Origin of the sequence: Naumannella cuiyingiana (assembly GCF_013408305.1) — a bacterium.
Classification (GTDB): Bacteria; Actinomycetota; Actinomycetes; order Propionibacteriales; family Propionibacteriaceae; genus Naumannella; species Naumannella cuiyingiana.
Genome location: NZ_JACBZS010000001.1, coordinates 1570943 through 1589863 on the forward strand (window position 1 = coordinate 1570943; position 18921 = coordinate 1589863).

The 18921-nt window shown below is 70.4% G+C and carries 17 protein-coding genes; 7 read left to right on the top strand and 10 right to left on the bottom strand.

From position 1 onward, the window contains the following. Positions 1-227: 227 nt before the first annotated feature. Positions 228-509 carry a hypothetical protein gene (locus GGQ54_RS07260; RefSeq protein WP_179444781.1) on the bottom strand — a complete coding sequence of 94 codons (282 nt, stop codon included), beginning with the start codon at positions 507-509 and terminating at the stop codon, positions 228-230. Between the two features lie 91 nt (positions 510-600). On the opposite strand from GGQ54_RS07260, the gene hemG reads away from it, so the two are divergent. Further along, positions 601-2004 carry a protoporphyrinogen oxidase gene (gene hemG, locus GGQ54_RS07265; protein ID WP_179444782.1) on the top strand — a complete coding sequence of 468 codons (1404 nt, stop codon included), beginning with the start codon at positions 601-603 and terminating at the stop codon, positions 2002-2004. A gap of 9 nt (positions 2005-2013) precedes the next feature. Here the strand turns inward: hemG and GGQ54_RS07270 are convergent, their stop codons facing one another. From GGQ54_RS07270 to GGQ54_RS07300, 7 genes are all read right to left on the bottom strand, one after another. Further along, positions 2014-3207, bottom strand: a complete 1194-nt coding sequence (locus GGQ54_RS07270) for a dipeptidase (protein WP_179444783.1) — start codon at positions 3205-3207, stop codon at positions 2014-2016. Between the two features lie 110 nt (positions 3208-3317). Next, on the bottom strand, positions 3318-4568 hold the full coding sequence (locus tag GGQ54_RS07275) for a hypothetical protein (RefSeq protein ID WP_179444784.1): 1251 nt from the start codon (positions 4566-4568) through the stop codon (positions 3318-3320). A gap of 395 nt (positions 4569-4963) precedes the next feature. Then, on the bottom strand, positions 4964-6724 hold the full coding sequence (locus tag GGQ54_RS07280) for a hypothetical protein (protein ID WP_179444785.1): 1761 nt from the start codon (positions 6722-6724) through the stop codon (positions 4964-4966). Positions 6725-6923: 199 nt separating this feature from the next. Then, positions 6924-7967, bottom strand: coding sequence for a hypothetical protein (locus tag GGQ54_RS07285; protein WP_179444786.1), 1044 nt, complete (start codon positions 7965-7967; stop codon positions 6924-6926). A gap of 242 nt (positions 7968-8209) precedes the next feature. Next, complete coding sequence (locus GGQ54_RS07290; RefSeq protein WP_179444787.1) at positions 8210-10039, bottom strand: ABC transporter ATP-binding protein; 1830 nt, start codon at positions 10037-10039, stop codon at positions 8210-8212. After that, the gene (locus tag GGQ54_RS07295) at positions 10036-11865 is read right to left on the bottom strand and encodes an ABC transporter ATP-binding protein (RefSeq protein ID WP_179444788.1); all 1830 of its coding nucleotides are present in this window, start codon (positions 11863-11865) and stop codon (positions 10036-10038) included. Before GGQ54_RS07295 ends, GGQ54_RS07290 begins: the two co-directional genes overlap by 4 nt. A gap of 85 nt (positions 11866-11950) precedes the next feature. Next, on the bottom strand, positions 11951-12322 hold the full coding sequence (locus GGQ54_RS07300; RefSeq protein WP_179444789.1) for a hypothetical protein: 372 nt from the start codon (positions 12320-12322) through the stop codon (positions 11951-11953). Positions 12323-12358: 36 nt separating this feature from the next. Between GGQ54_RS07300 and GGQ54_RS07305 the strand changes: the two genes are divergently transcribed. Next, positions 12359-12763, top strand: a complete 405-nt coding sequence (locus GGQ54_RS07305) for a hypothetical protein (RefSeq protein ID WP_179444790.1) — start codon at positions 12359-12361, stop codon at positions 12761-12763. A 32-nt stretch (positions 12764-12795) separates the two neighbouring features. Here GGQ54_RS07305 and GGQ54_RS07310 read toward each other — a convergent pair whose 3' ends face one another. After that, entirely contained in the window at positions 12796-13662 is an 867-nt protein-coding gene (locus tag GGQ54_RS07310; RefSeq protein ID WP_179444791.1) for a dimethylarginine dimethylaminohydrolase family protein, read from the bottom strand. A 175-nt stretch (positions 13663-13837) separates the two neighbouring features. On the opposite strand from GGQ54_RS07310, the gene GGQ54_RS07315 reads away from it, so the two are divergent. From GGQ54_RS07315 to GGQ54_RS07325, 3 genes are all read left to right on the top strand, one after another. Then, a complete protein-coding gene (locus GGQ54_RS07315) occupies positions 13838-14431 on the top strand; it encodes a mycothiol transferase (RefSeq protein WP_179444792.1) in 594 nt (197 codons plus the stop codon). A 121-nt stretch (positions 14432-14552) separates the two neighbouring features. Further along, a complete protein-coding gene (locus GGQ54_RS07320) occupies positions 14553-15455 on the top strand; it encodes a PDDEXK family nuclease (RefSeq protein ID WP_179444793.1) in 903 nt (300 codons plus the stop codon). 76 nt (positions 15456-15531) lie between these two features. Next, a complete protein-coding gene (locus tag GGQ54_RS07325; RefSeq protein ID WP_179444794.1) occupies positions 15532-16002 on the top strand; it encodes an arsenate reductase/protein-tyrosine-phosphatase family protein in 471 nt (156 codons plus the stop codon). Here GGQ54_RS07325 and GGQ54_RS07330 read toward each other — a convergent pair. Continuing rightward, complete coding sequence (locus tag GGQ54_RS07330; protein ID WP_179444795.1) at positions 15980-16453, bottom strand: hypothetical protein; 474 nt, start codon at positions 16451-16453, stop codon at positions 15980-15982. The genes GGQ54_RS07325 and GGQ54_RS07330 overlap by 23 nt on opposite strands. A gap of 173 nt (positions 16454-16626) precedes the next feature. Here GGQ54_RS07330 and GGQ54_RS07335 point away from each other — a divergent pair, with 173 nt between their 5' ends. Next, positions 16627-17319, top strand: coding sequence for a response regulator transcription factor (locus GGQ54_RS07335; RefSeq protein WP_179444796.1), 693 nt, complete (start codon positions 16627-16629; stop codon positions 17317-17319). A gap of 5 nt (positions 17320-17324) precedes the next feature. Continuing rightward, entirely contained in the window at positions 17325-18746 is a 1422-nt protein-coding gene (locus GGQ54_RS07340; RefSeq protein ID WP_179444797.1) for a sensor histidine kinase, read from the top strand. Positions 18747-18921 lie beyond the last annotated feature (175 nt).

An 18921-nucleotide genomic window follows, 5' to 3' on the forward strand; every position in this document is an offset into this window, starting at 1 on the left:
GCCGTCCTCTCCTCCCGGTGCGGGGTATCCGCACGCTCATCGTCCGCCTCCGGGAGTCGCCGCCGTCGGGTGGGGCGGGCGGTCCGGCGACAGTGCCGAGGCCCGGGATCGCCGGGCCGGTGGCATCACCGTAGCCCGCGCCGCACGTGGGCGCTAATGGTCCCCGCAGCCGGGTACGCCGGGATCGGGTCCGGGTACCTGTTTGCGTCTACGACCGTCGGCGCGGGTCACTCGCCGGGGCGGTCCCCGCTCTCGGACGAACTCGTCCCCGACGAGCCCGGGTCGGCGCCGTCGACGACCTTGCCGCGGCGGCCGAGCAGGAGCAGGACGATCCCGCCGACGAGCAGCACGGCCAGCACGACGAGCAGAGCCGGGCCCAGGCTCGAACCGGTCGCCGCGAGGTGGCCTGGCGCCGCGCTGCCGGACTTCGCCAGCATCGCGATCAGCGCCCCGGCGGCAAAAACCAGAGGGCCGGTGACGGCGAGCCCGCGGTTCAGGTGGTTGATCATGGTGTGAGTGCCCTCCCAATTGCGGCGGCTGTCCCCACCGCGCCCGATCGGGGTGCGGCGGCCGCCGTTCGTCAGCGTACGCTTGCCGGTCGTGGCCGACCACCAACCCCGCCAGAATGCCGCGGAGCCGGCTCATCAGGACTCGGCGGTCATCGTGATCGGCGGGGGGATCACCGGGCTGGCGACCGCCTGGGCGCTGCACCGGGCCGGCCGGTCGGTGCTGGTGTTCGAGGCCGCCGGCCGCGTCGGCGGTCAGATCCGCACCGAGCGGCTTCCGGCCGCGCTGGGCGGCGGTCTGGTGGATGTCGGTGCGGAGTCGATCCACCTCGGTACGCCACAACTGGCGCGCCTGGTCGGCGAGCTCGGGCTGCGCGACTCGGTCGTCGGGGCCGAACCGGGCGCCTCGCGGCTGGTCACGGCCCGCGGGCTGCGGCCGCTGCCCGCCGGGATCGCCCCGACCGGCCCGACCCGGCTGTGGCCGGTGCTGCGCTCGGGCATCTTGTCACCGGCCGGGCTGGCGCGCGCCGGGCTGGAGCCGCTGACCGCGCGGCGACGCTTCGCGCGCGACGTGTCGGTCGGGGAGTTCGTCCGGGCTCGCTTCGGCGACGAGGTCGCCGAGACCTTCGTCGACCCGCTGCTGGGGAATCTGCACGCCGGCGACATCGACCGGTTGTCCCTGTCGTCTGTGGCGCCGCAGCTCGCGCCGGCCGCGGCGACCGGGCGCTCGCTGGTGCTGCGCCGCCGCCGGCCCGGCGGTACGCCCGGGCCGCTCTTCGCGAGTTGGCCCGACGGGCTGTCGCGACTGCCGTCGGCGCTGGCCGAGGGCCTGCCCGCCGGCACCGTGCGGACCGGTACGCCCGTGCGCGGTCTTCGGCGCGGCGGTGACGGCTGGACGGTGCTCACCGACGCGGGCGAGAGCGCTGCGGGAGAGGTGGTGCTGGCGGTGCCGGGCGCGGTGGCTGCGGCGCTGCTGGAGCCGGAGTTCCCGGGACTGGGCGCCGAGCTGACGGCCGGGCGTACCGCCGACGTGGCGACCATCGTGCTGGCCTATCCGCGCGCGGCCGCGGAGGGCCGATTGGCGGGCAATGGCGTCTTGTTGCGTACCGACAGCGGGCGCGTGTTGAAGGCGGCGACCTGGCTGTCGCGCAAGTGGGCGCGGCTGCGCGATCCGGAGCTGTTCCTGGTGCGGGCATCCGCCGGGCGAGCCGGCGTGGATGAGCTGTCGGGGTTCGACGATGCCGGGCTGGCCGGGCGGATCCATCGCGATCTTGCCGAGGTGACCGGGCTGGCGGCCGAGCCGGTCGGCTCGCTGGTCACCCGCTGGCCGGGAGCGTTCCCGCAGCTGGAGGTCGGTCACGCCGCGCGGATGGCCGCGGTGCGGGCCCGAGTGGCCGGCTCGGGGCTGCACCTGGCGGGTGCGGCCGTCGACGGGCTCGGGCTCTCCGCGACGGTACGCTCCGCGCTGGCCGCCGCCGAGGCCATCAGCGCAGCGTGAGAGCGCCCGCTACGGGGGCAGCACGGCCCGCATCACCCGGATGGTGTTGCCGCCCATGATCGCGGCGATCTCCTGGTCGTCGTAGCCCCGGTCGACCAGCTCCTGGGTGATCGCGGCGAGCTGGGCCGTGTCCCAACCGGTCGTCACGCTTCCGTCGTAGTCGCTGCCCAGCGCCGCCGCCCCGATTCCGCCGACCTCGACCACATGATCGATCGCATCGACCACCGCCTTGGTGGTGGTCTGACAGATCGCCCAGTCGAAGTACGCGATCCCGATCACGCCCCCGGTCTCGGCGATGCCGCGGATCTGCTCGTCGGTGAGATTGCGGTTGTTCTCACATGTCGCCTTGACCCCGCCGTGGCTCTGCACGATCGGTCCGGTCGCCAGCCCCAGCATGTCGTCGATCGTCTGGCTGCTGGAGTGGGTGACATCGACGATCACGCCGCGCTGCTGCGCGCGGAGGAACGCCGCCCGCCCGAGATCGGTCAGGCCGCCCTTCTGCACTCCGTGCATGGAGCCGGCGGCCTCGTTGTCGAAGAAGTGGGTGAACCCGGCCATCCGCATCCCGGCCCCGTAGAGCTTGTCGAAGTTCTCGATGTCGCCCTCGAGGTTCTGCAGCCCCTCGACGGAGAACATCGCGCCGGTCACCTGTTGGCCGGCCGCGCGGTCGGCCAACAGCCGGTCGAGGTCTTCGCGGGTCCGGATCAGCCGCAGCGCGCCGTTCGAGTCGGCGGCAAACCGCTCCAGCTTCTGGCCGTGGTACAGGGAGCGCTGCAGCAGGGAGTTCCAGGTACGCGGCGGCTGCAACTGGACGACGCTGAGCATCGTGATGTCATCGGGCTCGCCGGTGTTGATGTCGGGGTTGAGACTGCCGGAGGCCTTCGAGACCGACGAGAACACCTGGACGGCGACATTGCCCTCCTCCAGCCGCGGCAGGTCCACGTGACCGCGATCGGACCGGGTGAGCAGGTCGCGCTTCCACATCAGGGTGTCGGAGTGCATGTCGACCACCTGCAGCGAATCGTGCAGTTGCTGCGTCTGCGGGCTGACCGCCGGCAGCACGGCCGGTTCGACCCTGTTCATCCGATTCTCGAGCTCCCCGGGTGCGACCACGAAGAATGCCGCCACGATGATCAACAAGAGCCCCAGCAACCCCAGCAGCACACCCTTCACCCACCGACGCCTGCGACCGGCCTTTGCCATGGCAGGAGCGTACCGATCCTGCGCGACAACACGCCGAGCGCCCGGCCGGATCTCTCCGGCCGGGCGCTTGGCCCTACTTGATCAACTTCCCTTGATCAGATCCGTCCCGGTCAGCCCCGGCGGCGCCGGATCAGTTGGGCACCGGCGACGGTGCTGACGAGCGCTCCGGCGAGGAAGACCCCGACGGCCGGCGCACCGGTGTCGGCCAGACCACCAGAGGTGTCGATCTTGGTCTGCTTGCCGTTGTCCCGCTCGCCCTCGGCCATGCCACCGGAGGAGTCGAGACCGAAGTAGGCATCGGTGACCAGCTTGGTGCCATCGGCCAGGGTGATCGAGTACCAGGCGCCGGGCGCCCGGTCGACCCCGGTGATCTCGCAACTGAACGTCAGCGTCTTCGTCCCCTCGGCGCCCTCGGGGATCTTGGCGCTGGTCGGGGTGCAGTCGAGGTTCTGCTGCTTGGTGATCTGCATGGTCAGCGCACTGTGCAGCGGTACGCCGGAGATCGTGACGTCCTTGTTCACCACGAACTTCTGCCCGACCCGCAGCGGGAAGCTGGCCGGCTCGAAGCGGGCCTTGGCGATCGCGATCTCCGACTTCGCGCCCGCGGTGGACGCCGGCTTGCTGGTGGTGCTGGTCGGCGACGCGGTCGGCTTGTTGTCGCTGGTGCCGCCCGGCGTGGCCGCCGTGCTGGACGCGCTCGGGTTGCTCGGGTCGGCGTTCGGGCTGGCGGCGAAGACACCCTCGCCGATCACGGTGCCGTCGGCCTGGACGAGCTGGTAGTAGCCGCTCACCCGGCTGTTGCCCTTGGTGATCATGCACTCCACCGCGAACGTCTCCAGACCGGAGTCCGCGCCCGCCTCGGCGGTCTCGTTCTTCGGCTCGCACTTGAGGTTGACGAGCTTGTCGACGCGGATCGACAGGTCCTGTTCCAGCGGCTGGGAGTGCAGCACATCGGCGTAGACAACGAAGGTCTCGCCGGCCAGCAGATTGAGCTTGTTCTTGTTGAATCGCGGGTCGAGGACGTCCCACTCCTGGGTCGGCCCGAAGGAGGCGGTCGAGCCCGGCGCGTTGGTCGTGGTGACCCGCGGGCTCGCGCTCGGGCCCGAGTCGTCGTTCGAGCCGGAGCTGGTCGCGGCGCTCGCCTTCGGCGCGGTGCTGGCCTTCGGCGCACGGGTGCTGTCCGTGGACCGATCCGCCTTCGGCTGCGCGGTGCTGCTCGCGCTCGCGGACGCCTGCTTCGGCCCGTTCTGGTCGGCACTCGCCAGACCGGGAATCACGACGGCGGCCAGCGATGTCGTCATCAGCGCCATGCCGGCCACGGCGGCGGACGCCAGCCGCAGGTTCGTGCGGGACGCGGTCATCTCTGCTCCCTGGGAAGTCGGGTCCGGCGCCCGGAGGTGACGCCGGGCGCGAGATTAGGCAGGCGGGTCGGCCGCTGTGAAGCGCGCCTCGATGGGGTTGACAGCGCCGGAGTCGTCCCGAAACCGCGGCACGGCGCGTCATGGCGGGCTCGACAGCCAAATCACATGCTTCACATCAACCTCATAAATCACCTCAGGCTCACGTAACGCTTGAGGGTTGAGGCAGCTCCCGCACCTTTCTGACCGGAACATCGGCCGACCGGATCGGCGCCCCGCAACGACGCGGTTTCCGGAACGAGGACCGCGGCTCAGCGCCAGATCGGTGCGCTCACCCCGATCCGACGGGCACAGGCGAAGCGGGCCCAGCACGAAGCCGGGCCCGCTCGGTCGATCGGTCAGGAGACGCGGCGCCGCAGCACCAGCACGCCGGCGGTCAGCGCCGTCAGGGCGCCGGCCAGGACCACGCCGAGCGCCGGGGCGCCGGTGTCGGCGAGGCCGCCGCTGGTGTCGGTGTAGCGATCATCGTGCCGGCCCGCAGCATCGTTGTTCTTGTGTGGCTTGGCGGGCTTGTCGGGCTTGTCGGAGAGATCGCCGAAGCCGAACTCGGCCTTCTCCTTCACGCCGTTGCCGGTGATCGTGTAGGTGGCCTTGGCGCGCGTCCCGTCCTTGGCGAACCGGCAGTTGAACACGAGCTCGTAGGTGCCCGGCTTGGTGCCCTTCGGCAGCTTCGCCCCGGCGGGTTCGCAGACCAGGTTGCGGAAGTCCGAGAGCTTCATCACCAGGTCCTCGGTGAGCGGGGCCTTGCTGATCGTCACGGTCTTGGTGAAGGTGAACTTCCCGCCCTTCCTGACGACAGCCTGCTTCGGGTTGAACGTGCCCTCGCCCACCTTGACGACCGGCTTCGGCGCGGGCGGCGGGGTGTTGCCGTCGTCGACCGGCTCACCAACGGCGAAGCTGCCGGTGGCGAGGACGATCGGGTCGCTCCCTCCGCGGGCGACCATCCGGTACTTGCCGCGCGCCTTCGTGTTGTCCCGCAACAGTGTGCAGTCGATGGTCAGGGTGTGCTTGCCGAGCTTGGGATCGGTCTGGCTCGGGCTTTCGGGCTCGCAGCGGACGTTGTCGGTGTCGCTCAGTTCGACCGCGACCGTGAAGCCCTCGGCGTCACGACCCGAGACCTCGAACGGGAAGCCGAGCCGGAACGTCGCACCCGCCTGCAGCGGCAGCCGGGACGGGTCGATCGTCGGATCGCCCGCGGTGATGTCCAGTTGCGTCGGGTCGGCGATCGGGAGCGCGCCGGACATCAGCTCGTCTCCGCTGACCTCGCTCGCGAATCGAACGGAGGTCGCCTTGTCGTCCTCGGTGATCGTGCAGGTGATCGTCAACGCGTACGTGCCGGCGGAGTCCACCCGCTTCGTGGCCGAGGCCGGCTCGCAGGTCAGGTTCTGCAGGTCGGTCACCACGGCATGCAGGGTGGGCGGGTCGCTGAAATCGCCGTCGCCCACCGTGAACGGGAAGGTGATGACCACCTTCTGCCCCGCCTCTGCGACGTCGGTCGGGCTGGCCGACGGCTCGCCCGCGGTGACCTCCGGCGGCGCTGCCTGCTCGGCCTTCGCCTTGGCCGCGGCCTCCTGCTCGGCCTTGGCCTTGGCCGCAGCCTCCTTGTCGGCCTTCGCCTTGGCCGCGGCCTCCTTCTTGGCCTTGGCCTTGGCCGCCGCTTCCTCCTCGGCCTTCGCCTTCGCCGCAGCCTCCTGCTCCGCCTTCGCGGTGGCATCGGCCTGGGCGGCCTGTGCCTGGTCGGCGTCGGCCTGCTTCTTTGCCGCCGCCTCCTTCTTGGCCTTGGCCTTGGCCGCCGCTTCCTCCTCGGCCTTCGCCTTCGCCGCAGCCTCCTCCTCAGCCTTCGCCTTGGCCGCGGCCTCCTTCTTCGCCTTCGCCTTGGCCGCGGCCTCCTTCTTCGCCTTGGCCTTCGCGGCGGCCTCCTTCTTGGCCTTCGCCTTCGCCGCGGCCTCCTTCTCGGCCTGCGCGCTGGTGGCGGTCTCCGTCTTGGCGGTCGAGTCGTCGGCGCTGGCCCAGCCGGCGCTGCCGAAAGCGAGACCGGAGCCCGCGAAAGCGATCGCGGCGAGGCCGGCGGCGGCACGGCGGGCGATGAGATTCGTCATGTCAGATCCCCTGGGGTCAGCGGGCGGCGGGACCCGTCCCACGCTGACCATAGACAATTCACAGGCTCCCCGGAAGACCCCGGCGGTGCCTTTGTCGGCGAACCGTCCTCAGCTCGGGTACGCGAAAGGCGGGCCCGGCCGAAGCCGGACCCGCCTTCTCGTGGGGTCAGATCACTGTACCCGGGTGATCAGCCTGCGATCACTTGTTGCGACGGCGCAGCATCAGGCCGCCGGCAGTGGCGGCGGCGACGCCACCGGCGAGCACGACGCCGAGCGCCGGAGCACCGGTGTCGGCCAGGCCGCCCTTGGTGCTGGTGCCCTTGTCCGACTTGCCGTTGCCCTTGTCCGAATCGTCGTCGGTGTCGAGCGAGCCGTAGCCGAACTGCGAGGTGATCGTCTTGATGTCCACACCGCTGATCGTGTAGGTGGCCTGGGCCTGCTCACCGTCCTTCACGAACTGGCAGTTGAAGACGAACTCGTAGGTGCCGGGCTTGGTCCCCGCGGCGAGCTTGTCCTCGGTCGGCTCGCACTTGAGGTTCTTGTAGTCCGACAGCTTGATGACCAGGTCACCGGTCAGCGGGCCGTCGGAGATCACGACCTGCTTGGTGAAGGTGAACTTGCCACCGGCCACCACCTTGGCGCGGGTCGGGTTGAAGGTGCCCTGCTTGACCTCGACCTTCGGCGCCTTGACCGTGGGGGTCGCCGACGGCGACGGGGTCGCCGTGCTGCTCGGCGGCGTCGTGGTCGTCGGCTCCGTGGTCGGCGAGGAGGGCTCGGTGGTCGGCGAAGACGGCTCGGGGGTCGGCGACGAGCTCGGATCCACCGGGTCCGGATCGAATCCGAAGTTGCCCTGGTAGATCTCGGTGCCCTCGTAGACGAACGAGTAGTGAATCTGGGCGTTGTCGTCGGTCTTCGGCGTGCAGGTCACGGAGACCGACTTGGTGCCGGTGGTGCCGGTGGGCAGGCTGCGCGTCAGCGGGTCGCACTCGAGGTTCTGCGCGTCGGACAGGTTCAGCGTGATCGGCGTGCTGGCCTCGACACCGTCAGCAACGGTGACTTCCCAGGTAGCGGTGAACGACTCGCCCACCTTGACCCGCTCCGGGTCGAAGACGGCGTTAGCAACGGTGACGTCACTGGGATCTGCCGAGGCGGTGCCGGCGAAGCCGTAGAAGGCAAGGCCCGAGGCGGCCAGCGCCACGCCGGCGAGCCCGGCGGCGGAGCGCCGCGCAAAGGTCTTGGTCATGTGTGTTCTCTTCCCCACGTTGTCGAAGAATCGGACAGGGCTCCCATCAAGCCCTGACCGGAACCTTAGAGAATTCATATGTTTGCGCAACCCCGGGCGCCCCCTCCGGACACCGCCCGGGCCCGGGGTTACCCGCCGCTGACCCGCGCCAGCACTGGCTCAGCGTACGATCACCCACCCATCGTGTCACCCCAACACGGCGAGAAAATCACTCCAACATGCGAGACGGTTGCCCCGGCGAGTCACGCCAACGAGCCCGCCCACGCCTCGTACAGCCGGGCGTAGCGACCGTCGCGCCGGTTCATCAACTCCACCGGGCTGCCGTCCTCCAACACCTGACCGTGCTCCAGCACCAGCACCCGATCGGCGATCTCGACGGTACTCAACCGGTGCGCAATGATCACCGCGGTCCGGTCGGCCAGCACGGTACGCAGGGCCCGCTGGACCAACCGCTCGCTGGGAATGTCCAGGCTCGACGTCGCTTCGTCGAGGATCAGCACCGCCGGATCGGCCAGGAACGCCCGGGCGAACGCGATCAATTGCCGCTGCCCGGCCGACAGCCGGCCACCGCGCTTGCCGACGTCGGTGGCGTACCCGTCGGGCAGCGAATCGATGAACACGTCCACCCCGACGGCGCGCGCGGCCGCGCGGATCTCCTCCGCCGATGCCCCGGGCCGGCCGAAGGCGATGTTGTCGCCGATCGTCCCCTCGAACATGAAGTTCTCCTGGGTGACCAGCACCACCCGCTCGCGCAGCTCGTCGTCGGCGAGCCCGCGCACGTCCACACCGTCCAGCAGCACCCGCCCGCTGGTCGGGTCGTAGAACCGCGCGAACAGCTTCGCGATCGTCGTCTTGCCCGCGCCGGTCGTGCCGACCAGGGCGACGGTCTGTCCGGCGGGGATGGTCAGGTCGAGGTCGGGCAGCACGGGTACACCGTCGACATAGGAGAAGCCGACGTGATCCAGGCGCAGCTCGCCGCGGGCGGCGGCGGGGCGTAGCGGATCGGCCGGCTCGGCCACGCCCGGGCGCTCCTCCAGCACCCCGGACAACTTCTCCAGCGCCGAGATCGCGGACTGGAAGGTGTTGTAGAACTGGCTGATCTCCTGCATCGGCGCGAAGAACATCCGCAGATAGAGCAGGAAGGCCGCGAGCACGCCGAGGGAGATCTCGCGCTCGATCACCTGCGCGCCGCCGAACACCACGACGGCGCAGATCGCCAGGTTCCCGACCAGCCCGACGGCCGGCATGAAGATCGCGACCAGCCGGAAGGCGTCGAGGTTCGCATCGGCGTACCGGCGGGACAGCCCGGAGAAGATCTCGTCGTTGCGGCCCTGCCGGCGGTACGCCTGGACGGCGCGGATGCCCGTCATCGACTCCACGAACTGCACGATGACCAGGGCCGACAGCTCGCGTACCCGGCGATAGATCCGCGAGCTCTGCCGCGCGAACCAGCGGACCAGCAGCATCAGCGGGACGAACGTGAGCAGGCAGATCAGACCGAGCTCGAAGTCGAGGACGAGCAACAACACACCGACGCCGACCATGGTCAGCACCGCGGTGATCAACGAGTCGACGCCCGCATTGACCATCTCCGCGATGGCCTCGACATCGCTGGTCAGCCGCGAGACCACCCGCCCGGAGGTGTAGCGATCATGGAACGCCACATCGAGCTTCTGGAAGTGCCCGAACAGCCGGCGCCGGATGGTCAACAAGATCCGCTGGCCGATCCGGCCGGACTCGCGCAGGAACCAGATCCGCGCGAGCGCCTGGCAGATCACCGCGACCACCATCACCGCGATGATCTCGATCAGCACGGTCGACGAGCCGCTCTCGGCCAGCGGCGGGATGCCGAGGTCGATCCCGCGCTGGACCAACCAGGGGATGGACAGCCGGGCGGCATTCTCGATCAGCACGGCGAGCAGCAGCAGCCAGGCGATCCGGCGGTAGGGGCGCAGCAGCTCGCCGAGCAGTCGCCGGCTGCGCCGGCGCAGGAAGACGGAGCCGGCCTCGGTGATGTCCTGCGCTCCCTCGGCGGCGACGCCGCGCCAGGCGTCGGTGGTCTCGACCGTCATCGGGCGGCCTCCAACTCGTCCAGCTCGGCCTCGCAGTCGAACTCCGCGGACAGCAGTTCGCGATAGGCGGGTACGCCGGACAGCAGCTCCGCATGCGTACCGACGGCGGCGATCCGGCCCTCCTGCAGCAGCGCCACCCGATCGGCGAGCAGGACGGTGGAGGCCCGGTGGGCGACGATGATGCCGGTGGTACGCCCCCGCCCGAGCACGGTACGCAGCGCCTCCTCGACCAGCGCCTCGGTGTGGATGTCGAGGGCGGACAGGGTGTCGTCGAGGACCAGCACGGCGGGCCGGGCAAGCACCGCGCGGGCCAGTGCCAGCCGTTGCCGCTGGCCGCCGGACAGGCTCATCCCCTGCTCCCCGATCCGGGTGTCGAGGCCCCACGGCAGGTCGCGCACGAAGCCGGCCTGGGCGAGGTCGAGCGCGGCGTCGATCTCGGCCTCGGTGGCGTCGGGCCGGCCCAGCGTCAGGTTCTCCCGGGCCGACATCGAGAACAGGGTCGGGTCCTCGAAGGCGGTCGCCACCAGCGTGCGCAGATTGTCCAGCCGCAGGTCCCGGACGTCGACGCCGTCGAGCAGCACCTGCCCGCCGGTGACATCGAGCAGCCGCGGGATCAAGGCGGTCAGGGTGGTCTTGCCCGAGCCGGTCCCGCCGACCAGCGCGAGGGTCTCGCCGGGCTCGACGACCAGGTCCACGCCGTCCAGGACGTCGACATCGCCGTCGGGGAAGCGGAAGGCGACCTCGCGCAACTCGACCCGACCGGCGGCAGCGGTCAGCTCCCGCGGGCCGTCGGTGATCAGGTTCTCGGTGTCGAGGATCTCGGCCACCCGGTCCGCGGCGGTGAAGGTCTCCTGCGCCATCGCCAGCAGGAAGCCCAGGGCCGCGACCGGCCAGATCAGCGACAGCAGCAAGGTGACGAAGGCGATCAGCGTACCGAGCGTGACCGCGCCGGTCGCCGCGGCGTACGCGCCGATCCCGAGCACGATGATCAGCGTCAGGGTGGGGATCACCTCGAGGAAGGTCCAGAACCGGGCGGACAGCCTGGTGCGGGCGACGGAGGTCTCGTAGAGCAGGGTGGCGCGGCGGTTCATCTTGTCGAACGCGTACGCATTGCGGCCGAAGGCCTTGATCACCCGCAGCCCATGCACACCCTCCTCGATCGAGGAGGCCACATCGCCGGTCTGGTCCTGGACCTGCCGGGACAGCCGGGTGTACTGGCGCTCCATGTGCAGGCAGAGCCAGACGATCGGGACGACCGAGATGGCCACGATGATGCCGAGCGGCCAGTAGAGCTGGATCAGCAAGATCACCACGATGGCGATCTGGACGATGTTGACCACCAGGAAGTTGAGGCCGAAGCCGAGGAAGCGGCGCAGGTAGCCGAGGTCGGTCATGATCCGGGACAACAACTGGCCGGATTCCCACTGGCCGTGGAAGCTCATCGGCAACCGCTGCAGCCGGTGATAGAGCGTGGTGCGGATCCGGTTCTCCGTGGCCAGGCCCGCGCGCGAGGCGAGCCAGCGGCGCAGGAACAGCAGCAGCGGCTCGACGATGCCGAGCGCGAGGACGAGTGCGCCGAGGGCGTACAGGCCGATGTAGTCCGAACGCGCGACCGGGCCGTCGATCACCCAGCGGGTGAGCAGCGGGATGGCCAGCGTGGCGAGCACGGCGCCCAAGGTGGCCAGGTAGCTGATCGCGAACCGGCCGCACCACGGCACGATCGCCCGACGGAACCGCCACATCGAGGTCCAGTTGTGCCGGCGGCCGCGCGGCGGTGGCGCCAGGACGTCCTGCTCGCCGAGCGGGCGGGCCGGGTCGGACGACATGGATCTCCTTCGGGTGAGCGCGGGAACGCCTGCCATCCTGCTCCCTCAACCGTCGTCGAGGTCAACCGGATATCCGGCGCGCCGCTCAGCCGCCGGCGGCCGGCACCGCCGACCAGATCGACGCGACGCGCAGACAGAGCACCGCGACGGCGACCAGGCCGATGGCGAGCACGCCGGGGCCCCAGCGCGAGGCATCGGCGATGCCCCAGATCGTGGCGGCCGGGGGCACGACCACAGCGGCAATCAGGTACGCCACGAGCACCGGCCCGTCGACCACACGGCCGGTCGCGACGAGCGCGGCGGCGAACACGCCGAGCTGGACGAGGACGCCCAGCTCCAGCAGCCCGATGCCGTAGATCAGCAGATTGCTGACCCGCAGCTCGCGCCAGGCGTGGTAGCCGGCGAACAGCGCGAGCAGCAGCGCGACGACACCCAGGGCGTACGGCAGGACGAGCACCGCCGCAGCGTAGCGCCGCGCACCTAGGCTGGGCCGGTGAGTCAACCCGCGCCCCACCCCGAGCGCTCGTCCGGATTCGGCCGCGCGCTGATCGCCGTCTATGCGATCTTCGCGCTCGCCGCGACCGCGCGCTCGGCGGTGCAGTTGATCACCCGCGGCGGCGAGGCACCGCTGGCCTATGGGCTGTCGGCATTCTCCGGGGTGATCTACCTGGTCGCCACGGTCGCGCTGGCCAGGCGCGGGCGGTTGGCGTACCTGATCTCCTGGCTGACCATCACCGTCGAGCTGATCGGCGTGCTGACCATCGGCATTGCCAGCCTGACCCACCCCGAGCTGTTCGCCCGCGACACGGTGTGGTCCCGGTTCGGGATGGGCTATCTGTTCATTCCGTTGCTGCTGCCGATCGTCGGGATGTGGTGGCTGCGCCGGGTGGGCCGGTGATCATCGATTCGTGATCATCGGGTCGGTGGTGATCAGGAGAAGGTGATGTCCAGCGGGTTGCTCAGGCAGCGCGCCGAGCCGCCGGAGAGCTGGAACTCCGACAGGTCGAGCGCGACATGGCGCAGGCCGCGACTGTCGAGCTCCTTGATCAACCGATCGTCCAGTCTCGGCCCGAGCACGGTGTCGCCGACCACGATGCAGTTGGCGGCGAAATCCAGTGCCTCGTCCACGCCGAGGGTGATCGGATCGGGTACGCGGGCCAGGAGCGCGTCGGCGTCGGCCGGATCGAAGGCCCCCGGGCAGACCAGCGCGGCGGTCTCGGTCAGCGGGCAGAAGGAGAGGTCGAGGTGGAACATCGCCGGGTGGGTGATCGCGATGCCGACGGTGGGTACGCCCGTGATCGCGCCGACCCGGTCGACGGCCGCGGCCTGGCTGCGCGGCCCGTGGCCGATGATCAACTCGTCCCGCCACCAGAACGCGTCGCCCGACTCGAAGTGCGGCGCGGGGGAACCGTCGGTATCGAGCTGGGTGGTGTCGGCGAGCTCCGGCGTACCGATCCAGTGCAGTTGGTAGCCGTGCTCGGTCAGCCACTCGGCGACGGCCGGGGTCTCCAGGCGGCGCTGCGGGTAGCGCATGTGGCTGAGCAGGGCGTGCCGCTGGCCGGCGCGGGTCCAGACCTGCGCGAGGTTCATCGCATAGACCATGTCGGGGCAGTCGGGGCTCTGGTCGAGCACCTCCACGGAGCCGCCGGCGGCATCGATCGCCTCGATCAGCGACTGCCACTGGGCGCGAGCCCGGGCGAGGTCAGGCTGCTGGGTCGGATCCATGTACGGGTTGATCCGGTAGTCGATCCGGAAATGCTCCGGGTCGACCAGTAGATAATTCCGCCCCCAGTCCATCTGACACCACCTTTCGTCGCGACTCGACGTATTCATAACAGAATCTGGCGTCGTCGTCGCGCCGTCTCGTCGGGTCCATTGTCCACCCACCGGCGCCGGCCTCGTGCGGACCGAAGCTGTCCGCATAGGGGGTCAGGGTGTCGGTGCAGGTCACGGCACAACCAGGAGGACAGACATGTACGCACCGGCCGAACACGACGAGGTCACCGGACTCGCCAACTATGTGGACAGCCAGCTCGACGCGATTGCCGCGGCGGCGACCGGGCTCACCGAGGAGCAGGCCCGGGAGACGCCGCTGCGCAGCGGGCTGTCGATTGGCGGGATCGCCAAGCACATCACGGCGATCGTCCGCACGGCCCCCGGCCGGATTCGGGACGGCGCCCCGACCGAAGAGATCACCGCGGACCAGATCGCCGCGCACGAGGCGCAGTTCGTGGTCGGCCCCGAGGAGACCACCGCGGGCATTCTGGCCGAGCTTGCCGCGGCGCGGGGCGAGCTGCGGGAGGCAATCCTCGCCAGCGATCCCGATCAGCCGACCCACGATGCACCGGCGCCCTGGTTCGGCATCTTCGACGCCCGGCCCATCCGGCAGCGCTTCTACCTGGTGCATCTGATCGAGGAGATCGCCCGGCACGCCGGGCATGCCGACATCATCCGCGAACAGCTCGACGGCGTGCAGGTGCCGAGCCTGGAACTGCGCGCGGCGGGCGTACCCGCGAACGAGTTCATCGGCGACTATCAGCCCGCCCCGGGCACCATCGGCGCCTGAGGCATCGTGCGTACCGACGTTTGCGTCAATAGTGACGCAAACGTCGGTACGCACGATCTGCCCTGTGGACAACCCTCGGCTCGGCGAGCGGAGCGGGGTGACGCCCCGACAGGCTGGTGGCATGGATCGCGCCACCCGCCGCCGGCTCGCCGCCGAGCTGGCGGACGATCACGATGGGGTGGTCCATCGGCGGGCGCTGCTTGCGGCCGGCGTCGGCCGCCACGAGCTGCGCACCGAGCTGCGATGCGGCTACTGGAGCGCCGTCGGTCGCAACACCATCTCCCCCGACGGCAGCGAGCTGCGCGGCCGGGCCCCGCTCTGGCGCGCCGTATGGGAGGCCGGTCCGCGAGCCATCCTCGACGGGGCCGCAGCCCTGATCGGTGCCGGGATGAGGCAGTTCGACGCCTCCGTGATCGACGTGTGGGTGCCGCCGAATGCCCGCGCACACCGCGGGCCGGGTGTCCGGCTGCACCGCCGTCGCATCCGAGGCGCCCTGGACGGTGCCGGCGTCCCGCGGCTGGCGCGCGAACTCGCCGTGCTCAATGCCGCGCGGTGGGCCGTCTCGGACACTCAGGCCGCGCTGCTGGTCTGCCTGCCGGTCCAGCAACGGCTGATCCACCCGGAGGCGCTGCTCGCCGCCTGGCTCGAATCCGGCAGGCGGCCGATGCGGCTCGACCTGATCATCACCACGGTCTGCGCCGGCGCCGAGTCGCTGGGCGAGCTCGACTTCGCCCGGTTGTGCGTTCGTGCCGGGCTGCCGGCCCCGAGCCGGCAGGTGCCGCGCGCGGGGCCTCGCGGCGCGGTCTACCTCGACTGCCATTTCGACGAGCACAACCTTGTGGTCGAGATCGACGGCGCCCAGCACGGCTGGGGCCTCAATCCACTGCAGGATCAGCTGCGTAGCAACGAGCTGGTGCTGCAGTCCGACCGCGTGCTCCGGATTCCCCTGCTCGGGCTGCGGCTGGACCCGGCGCCGTGGCTGGAACAGGTGCGTCGGGCCCTCGACCTGCGCGAGGCGAGCTGAGGCGAGTCGTGCGTACCGACGTTCGCGTCACTATTGACGCAAACGTCGGTACGCACGCTCGGTAGGCTCCCGGAGCGTGACACGACCGCATGTGATCTTCGTCTGCTGGGGCAATATCTGCCGCTCGCCGATGGCGGCCCAGGTCGCCCGGAGGTACGCCGACGACGCCGGCGTCGACATCGAGATCAGCTCGGCCGGGGTCAGCGCGGAGGAACTGGGCAATCCCATCGACCCCCGCGCGGCCCGGACACTGCGCGAGCACGACTACCCCGTCGACGACCACACCGCACACCAGATCGACGCCGCGGAGATCCGCGACGCCGACCTGGTCATCGCCATGGAGGACAGCCACCTCGACCGGATGGCCCGCGTCCTCGGCGAGCCGCTCGGCGACAAGGGCCGGCTGCTCACCGACTTCGACCCGGCCGCCGAGCCGGGCCCCGGCGTACCCGACCCCTGGTACGGCGGTCAGGACGGCTTCGAGAGCACCCTCGCCACGATCGAGGCGGCGATGCCCGGCATCGTCACCGCATGCCGAGCAGATTGATCCCGAAGGTGGCCAGCGTGCCGAAGACGATGCCCCAGAGCACGATGGAGATGGTCTGCCAGATCAGGACCTGATCCCGCGAGGCGCCGAAGGAGACCATCGCCATCGAGGTGATCTGACTCGGCAGCACGGTCTGCCCGAGCAGGCTCACCCCCGGCACCCCGAACCGGTCGAACATCCGCTTCAGCCGGGCCCGCTTCGGCGTGGTCTCCGTCCGTCCGCCGCGGACCGCGCCACGCACCTTCGCGGCGCCCAGCACCAGCACCGCCATGCTGATGAAGTTGCCGACCACCGCGGCGCCGATCGCCACGACCGGCGGCAGTCCGATCACCACTCCGATCACCGAACCGAAATAGGACTCCACGAACGGGATCGCGCTGACCGCGATCACGGCCAGCCATTGCACCGCCTCGGGCGTCGTCTCGGCGAAGCCTCTGATCGCGTCGAGCATTTCCTTCTCCTTCTGATCGCTTGCGGTCCACACCATCCAATCGGCCGATCGGCGCCGCGGGCAGTGTTGGTGATCACGGGCTTGCGGGTACGCCTCATCGCGACGACGTGACGAACGTCAGGGCGCGGCGCGACATGCCAGCGACCGGGCGCGGTCGTGACACACTGTCCGCCATGCAGATCCTGGTGGTGGACGACGATCAGGCGGTACGCGATTCGCTCGCCCGGTCGTTGCAGTACAACGGCTATGAGGTGAGCACCGCCTCCGACGGTGTCGAGGCGCTGGCCAGCCTGTCCGCCGACCGTCCCGATGCGGTGATCATGGACGTGATGATGCCCCGGCTGGACGGCCTGGAGGCCACCCGGATGCTGCGCCAGATGGGCAATGATGTGCCGATCCTGGTGCTCACGGCGCGCGATGCGGTGAACGACCGCGTCGACGGGTTGGACGCCGGCGGCGACGACTACATGGCCAAGCCGTTCAGCCTCGACGAGCTGCTGGCCCGGCTGCGGGCGCTGGTCCGGCGGGCGGGCGCGGGCGAGGAGAGCGAGGAGGACAAGGAGACCCTGACCTTTGCCGACCTCAGCCTCAATGTGCACACCCGCGAGGTGTTGCGCGCCGGACGGCACATCAACCTGACCCGCACGGAGTTCGCGCTGCTGGAGACATTCCTGCGCAATCCGCGCCGGGTGCTGGAGCGGTCCTGGCTGCTGAACGAGGTGTGGGGCTTCGACTTCCCGACCACGGCGAACTCGCTGGAGGTCTACATCGGCTACCTGCGCCGCAAGACCGAGGCCGAGGGCGAGGAGCGCCTGATCCACACCGTGCGGGGCGTCGGCTACGTCCTGCGCGAGACCAACTCCTGAGCCCGATGCGGCTGCTGCGCCGGATCTTCGGGGCCCCGTCGCTCCCCCGCCGGATCACCTGGTTGACCACCATCGTGGTGGCGGCGGGCGTCTGGATCGCCGGCCTCTCGGCGTACTTCGTCACCCGGCTCGTCCTGTTCGACCAGCTCGACCGCGAGCTGATCTCCGTCGCTACCACGGCCTCGCGTACGGTCGCCGCCGATCTGAACACCATGGGCGGGCTGAACGCCGAGGCGCTGAACGCCGTCAACGTCACGCTCGTCGTGGTCGGTGCGGACCGGCAGCCGATCACCATCCAGAGCGCCCCGCGCACCCTGCAGTGGGGCACGCCCGAGCTGGCCGTGGCGCGCCTGCAGGAGGGTTCCTCGGCGCGTACCGGCCGGGCCGATGACGGTACGCCCTACCGGATCGTGGCCGTCCCGATGCAGGTCAACGGCCACCCGTATGCCCTGGTGATCGGCCGCGACCTGGGGCCGACCACCAGCGCGCTGGCCACCTTGTTGATCACGGTGATTCTGGTCGGCGCGCTGCTGGCGCTGGCCGCCGCGGTGGTCGGCGCGCTGGTCGCCCGATCCACCCTGCGGCCGCTGCGCGAGCTGTCGGCAGCGGTCACCCGGATCACCCGGACCGACGCGCTCGACCCGATCGAGGTGCACGGCGACGACGAACTGTCCCGGCTGACGCGTTCGTTCAACACGATGCTGTACTCCCTCGGCAGTTCTCGCGCGCGGCAGCGCCGCCTGATCGCCGACGCGGGCCACGAACTGCGGACGCCGCTCACCTCGTTGCGGACCAATATCGAACTGCTCGTCGCCGACCAGCGATCCCACATGCTGCCGGACTCCGCACGCGAGGAGATCCTCGGCGACATCTCCGCCCAGCTTGCCGAGTTCACCACTTTGATCCAGGACCTGGTACAGCTCGCCCGCGAGGACCGGATCGAGCCCACGCGCGAGGAGATCGACCTGCGCGACATCGTCACCCACGCCCTGGAGCGGGTACGCCGACGCGGCCCCGGGCTGCACTTCGATGTCGAGCTGAATCCGCTCTACCTGATCGGCGAGCCGGACACCCTGGAGCGGGCGGTGACCAACCTGCTCGACAATGCGGTGAAGTTCTCCCCGCCGGGCGGCACCGTGCGGGTCTACCTGGACGGTGATCAACTACGCATCGCCGACGAGGGCCCCGGCATCGCCGAGGAGGACCTGCCGCACGTCTTCGACCGGTTCTATCGCGCCGATGCGGCGCGCAACACCCCCGGCACCGGCCTCGGCCTGTCGATCGTCGCGCAGACCGTCGCCCGGCACGGCGGCTGGGTGCGGGCCTCCCGGTCGGCGCAGGGCGGCGCCGAGTTCACGCTCCGGCTGCCCGGCTCGACCACCCCGCTGGACGAGCCCGCCGAGCCGGCCCCGCAACAGCTCATCTGAGGGCCCGGGCCCTCATGACCAGGCGCTTCGACCCCGGCGTGGGTGCGCAGACTGCGGCGTGCGGGTAGCGTGCGCCGGTATCGCGGTCGCGGCAGCAACCCGCGCCGGCGCGGACCGCGGATTCGGGGCCGTGATCGAGGAGGGTCGGGGTTTGGCCTCTCCGATCGGCGCGAGG

Coding starts and splice junctions, on each gene's coding strand:
- GGQ54_RS07260 (WP_179444781.1), bottom strand. CDS start 509: ATGATCAACCACCTGAACCGCGGGCTCGCCGTCACCGGCCCTCTGGTT.
- GGQ54_RS07270 (WP_179444783.1), bottom strand. CDS start 3,207: ATGGCAAAGGCCGGTCGCAGGCGTCGGTGGGTGAAGGGTGTGCTGCTG.
- GGQ54_RS07275 (WP_179444784.1), bottom strand. CDS start 4,568: ATGACCGCGTCCCGCACGAACCTGCGGCTGGCGTCCGCCGCCGTGGCC.
- GGQ54_RS07280 (WP_179444785.1), bottom strand. CDS start 6,724: ATGACGAATCTCATCGCCCGCCGTGCCGCCGCCGGCCTCGCCGCGATC.
- GGQ54_RS07285 (WP_179444786.1), bottom strand. CDS start 7,967: ATGACCAAGACCTTTGCGCGGCGCTCCGCCGCCGGGCTCGCCGGCGTG.
- GGQ54_RS07290 (WP_179444787.1), bottom strand. CDS start 10,039: ATGACGGTCGAGACCACCGACGCCTGGCGCGGCGTCGCCGCCGAGGGA.
- GGQ54_RS07295 (WP_179444788.1), bottom strand. CDS start 11,865: ATGTCGTCCGACCCGGCCCGCCCGCTCGGCGAGCAGGACGTCCTGGCG.
- GGQ54_RS07310 (WP_179444791.1), bottom strand. CDS start 13,662: ATGGACTGGGGGCGGAATTATCTACTGGTCGACCCGGAGCATTTCCGG.
- GGQ54_RS07315 (WP_179444792.1), top strand. CDS start 13,838: ATGTACGCACCGGCCGAACACGACGAGGTCACCGGACTCGCCAACTAT.
- GGQ54_RS07320 (WP_179444793.1), top strand. CDS start 14,553: ATGGATCGCGCCACCCGCCGCCGGCTCGCCGCCGAGCTGGCGGACGAT.
- GGQ54_RS07330 (WP_179444795.1), bottom strand. CDS start 16,453: ATGCTCGACGCGATCAGAGGCTTCGCCGAGACGACGCCCGAGGCGGTG.
- GGQ54_RS07335 (WP_179444796.1), top strand. CDS start 16,627: ATGCAGATCCTGGTGGTGGACGACGATCAGGCGGTACGCGATTCGCTC.
- GGQ54_RS07340 (WP_179444797.1), top strand. CDS start 17,325: ATGCGGCTGCTGCGCCGGATCTTCGGGGCCCCGTCGCTCCCCCGCCGG.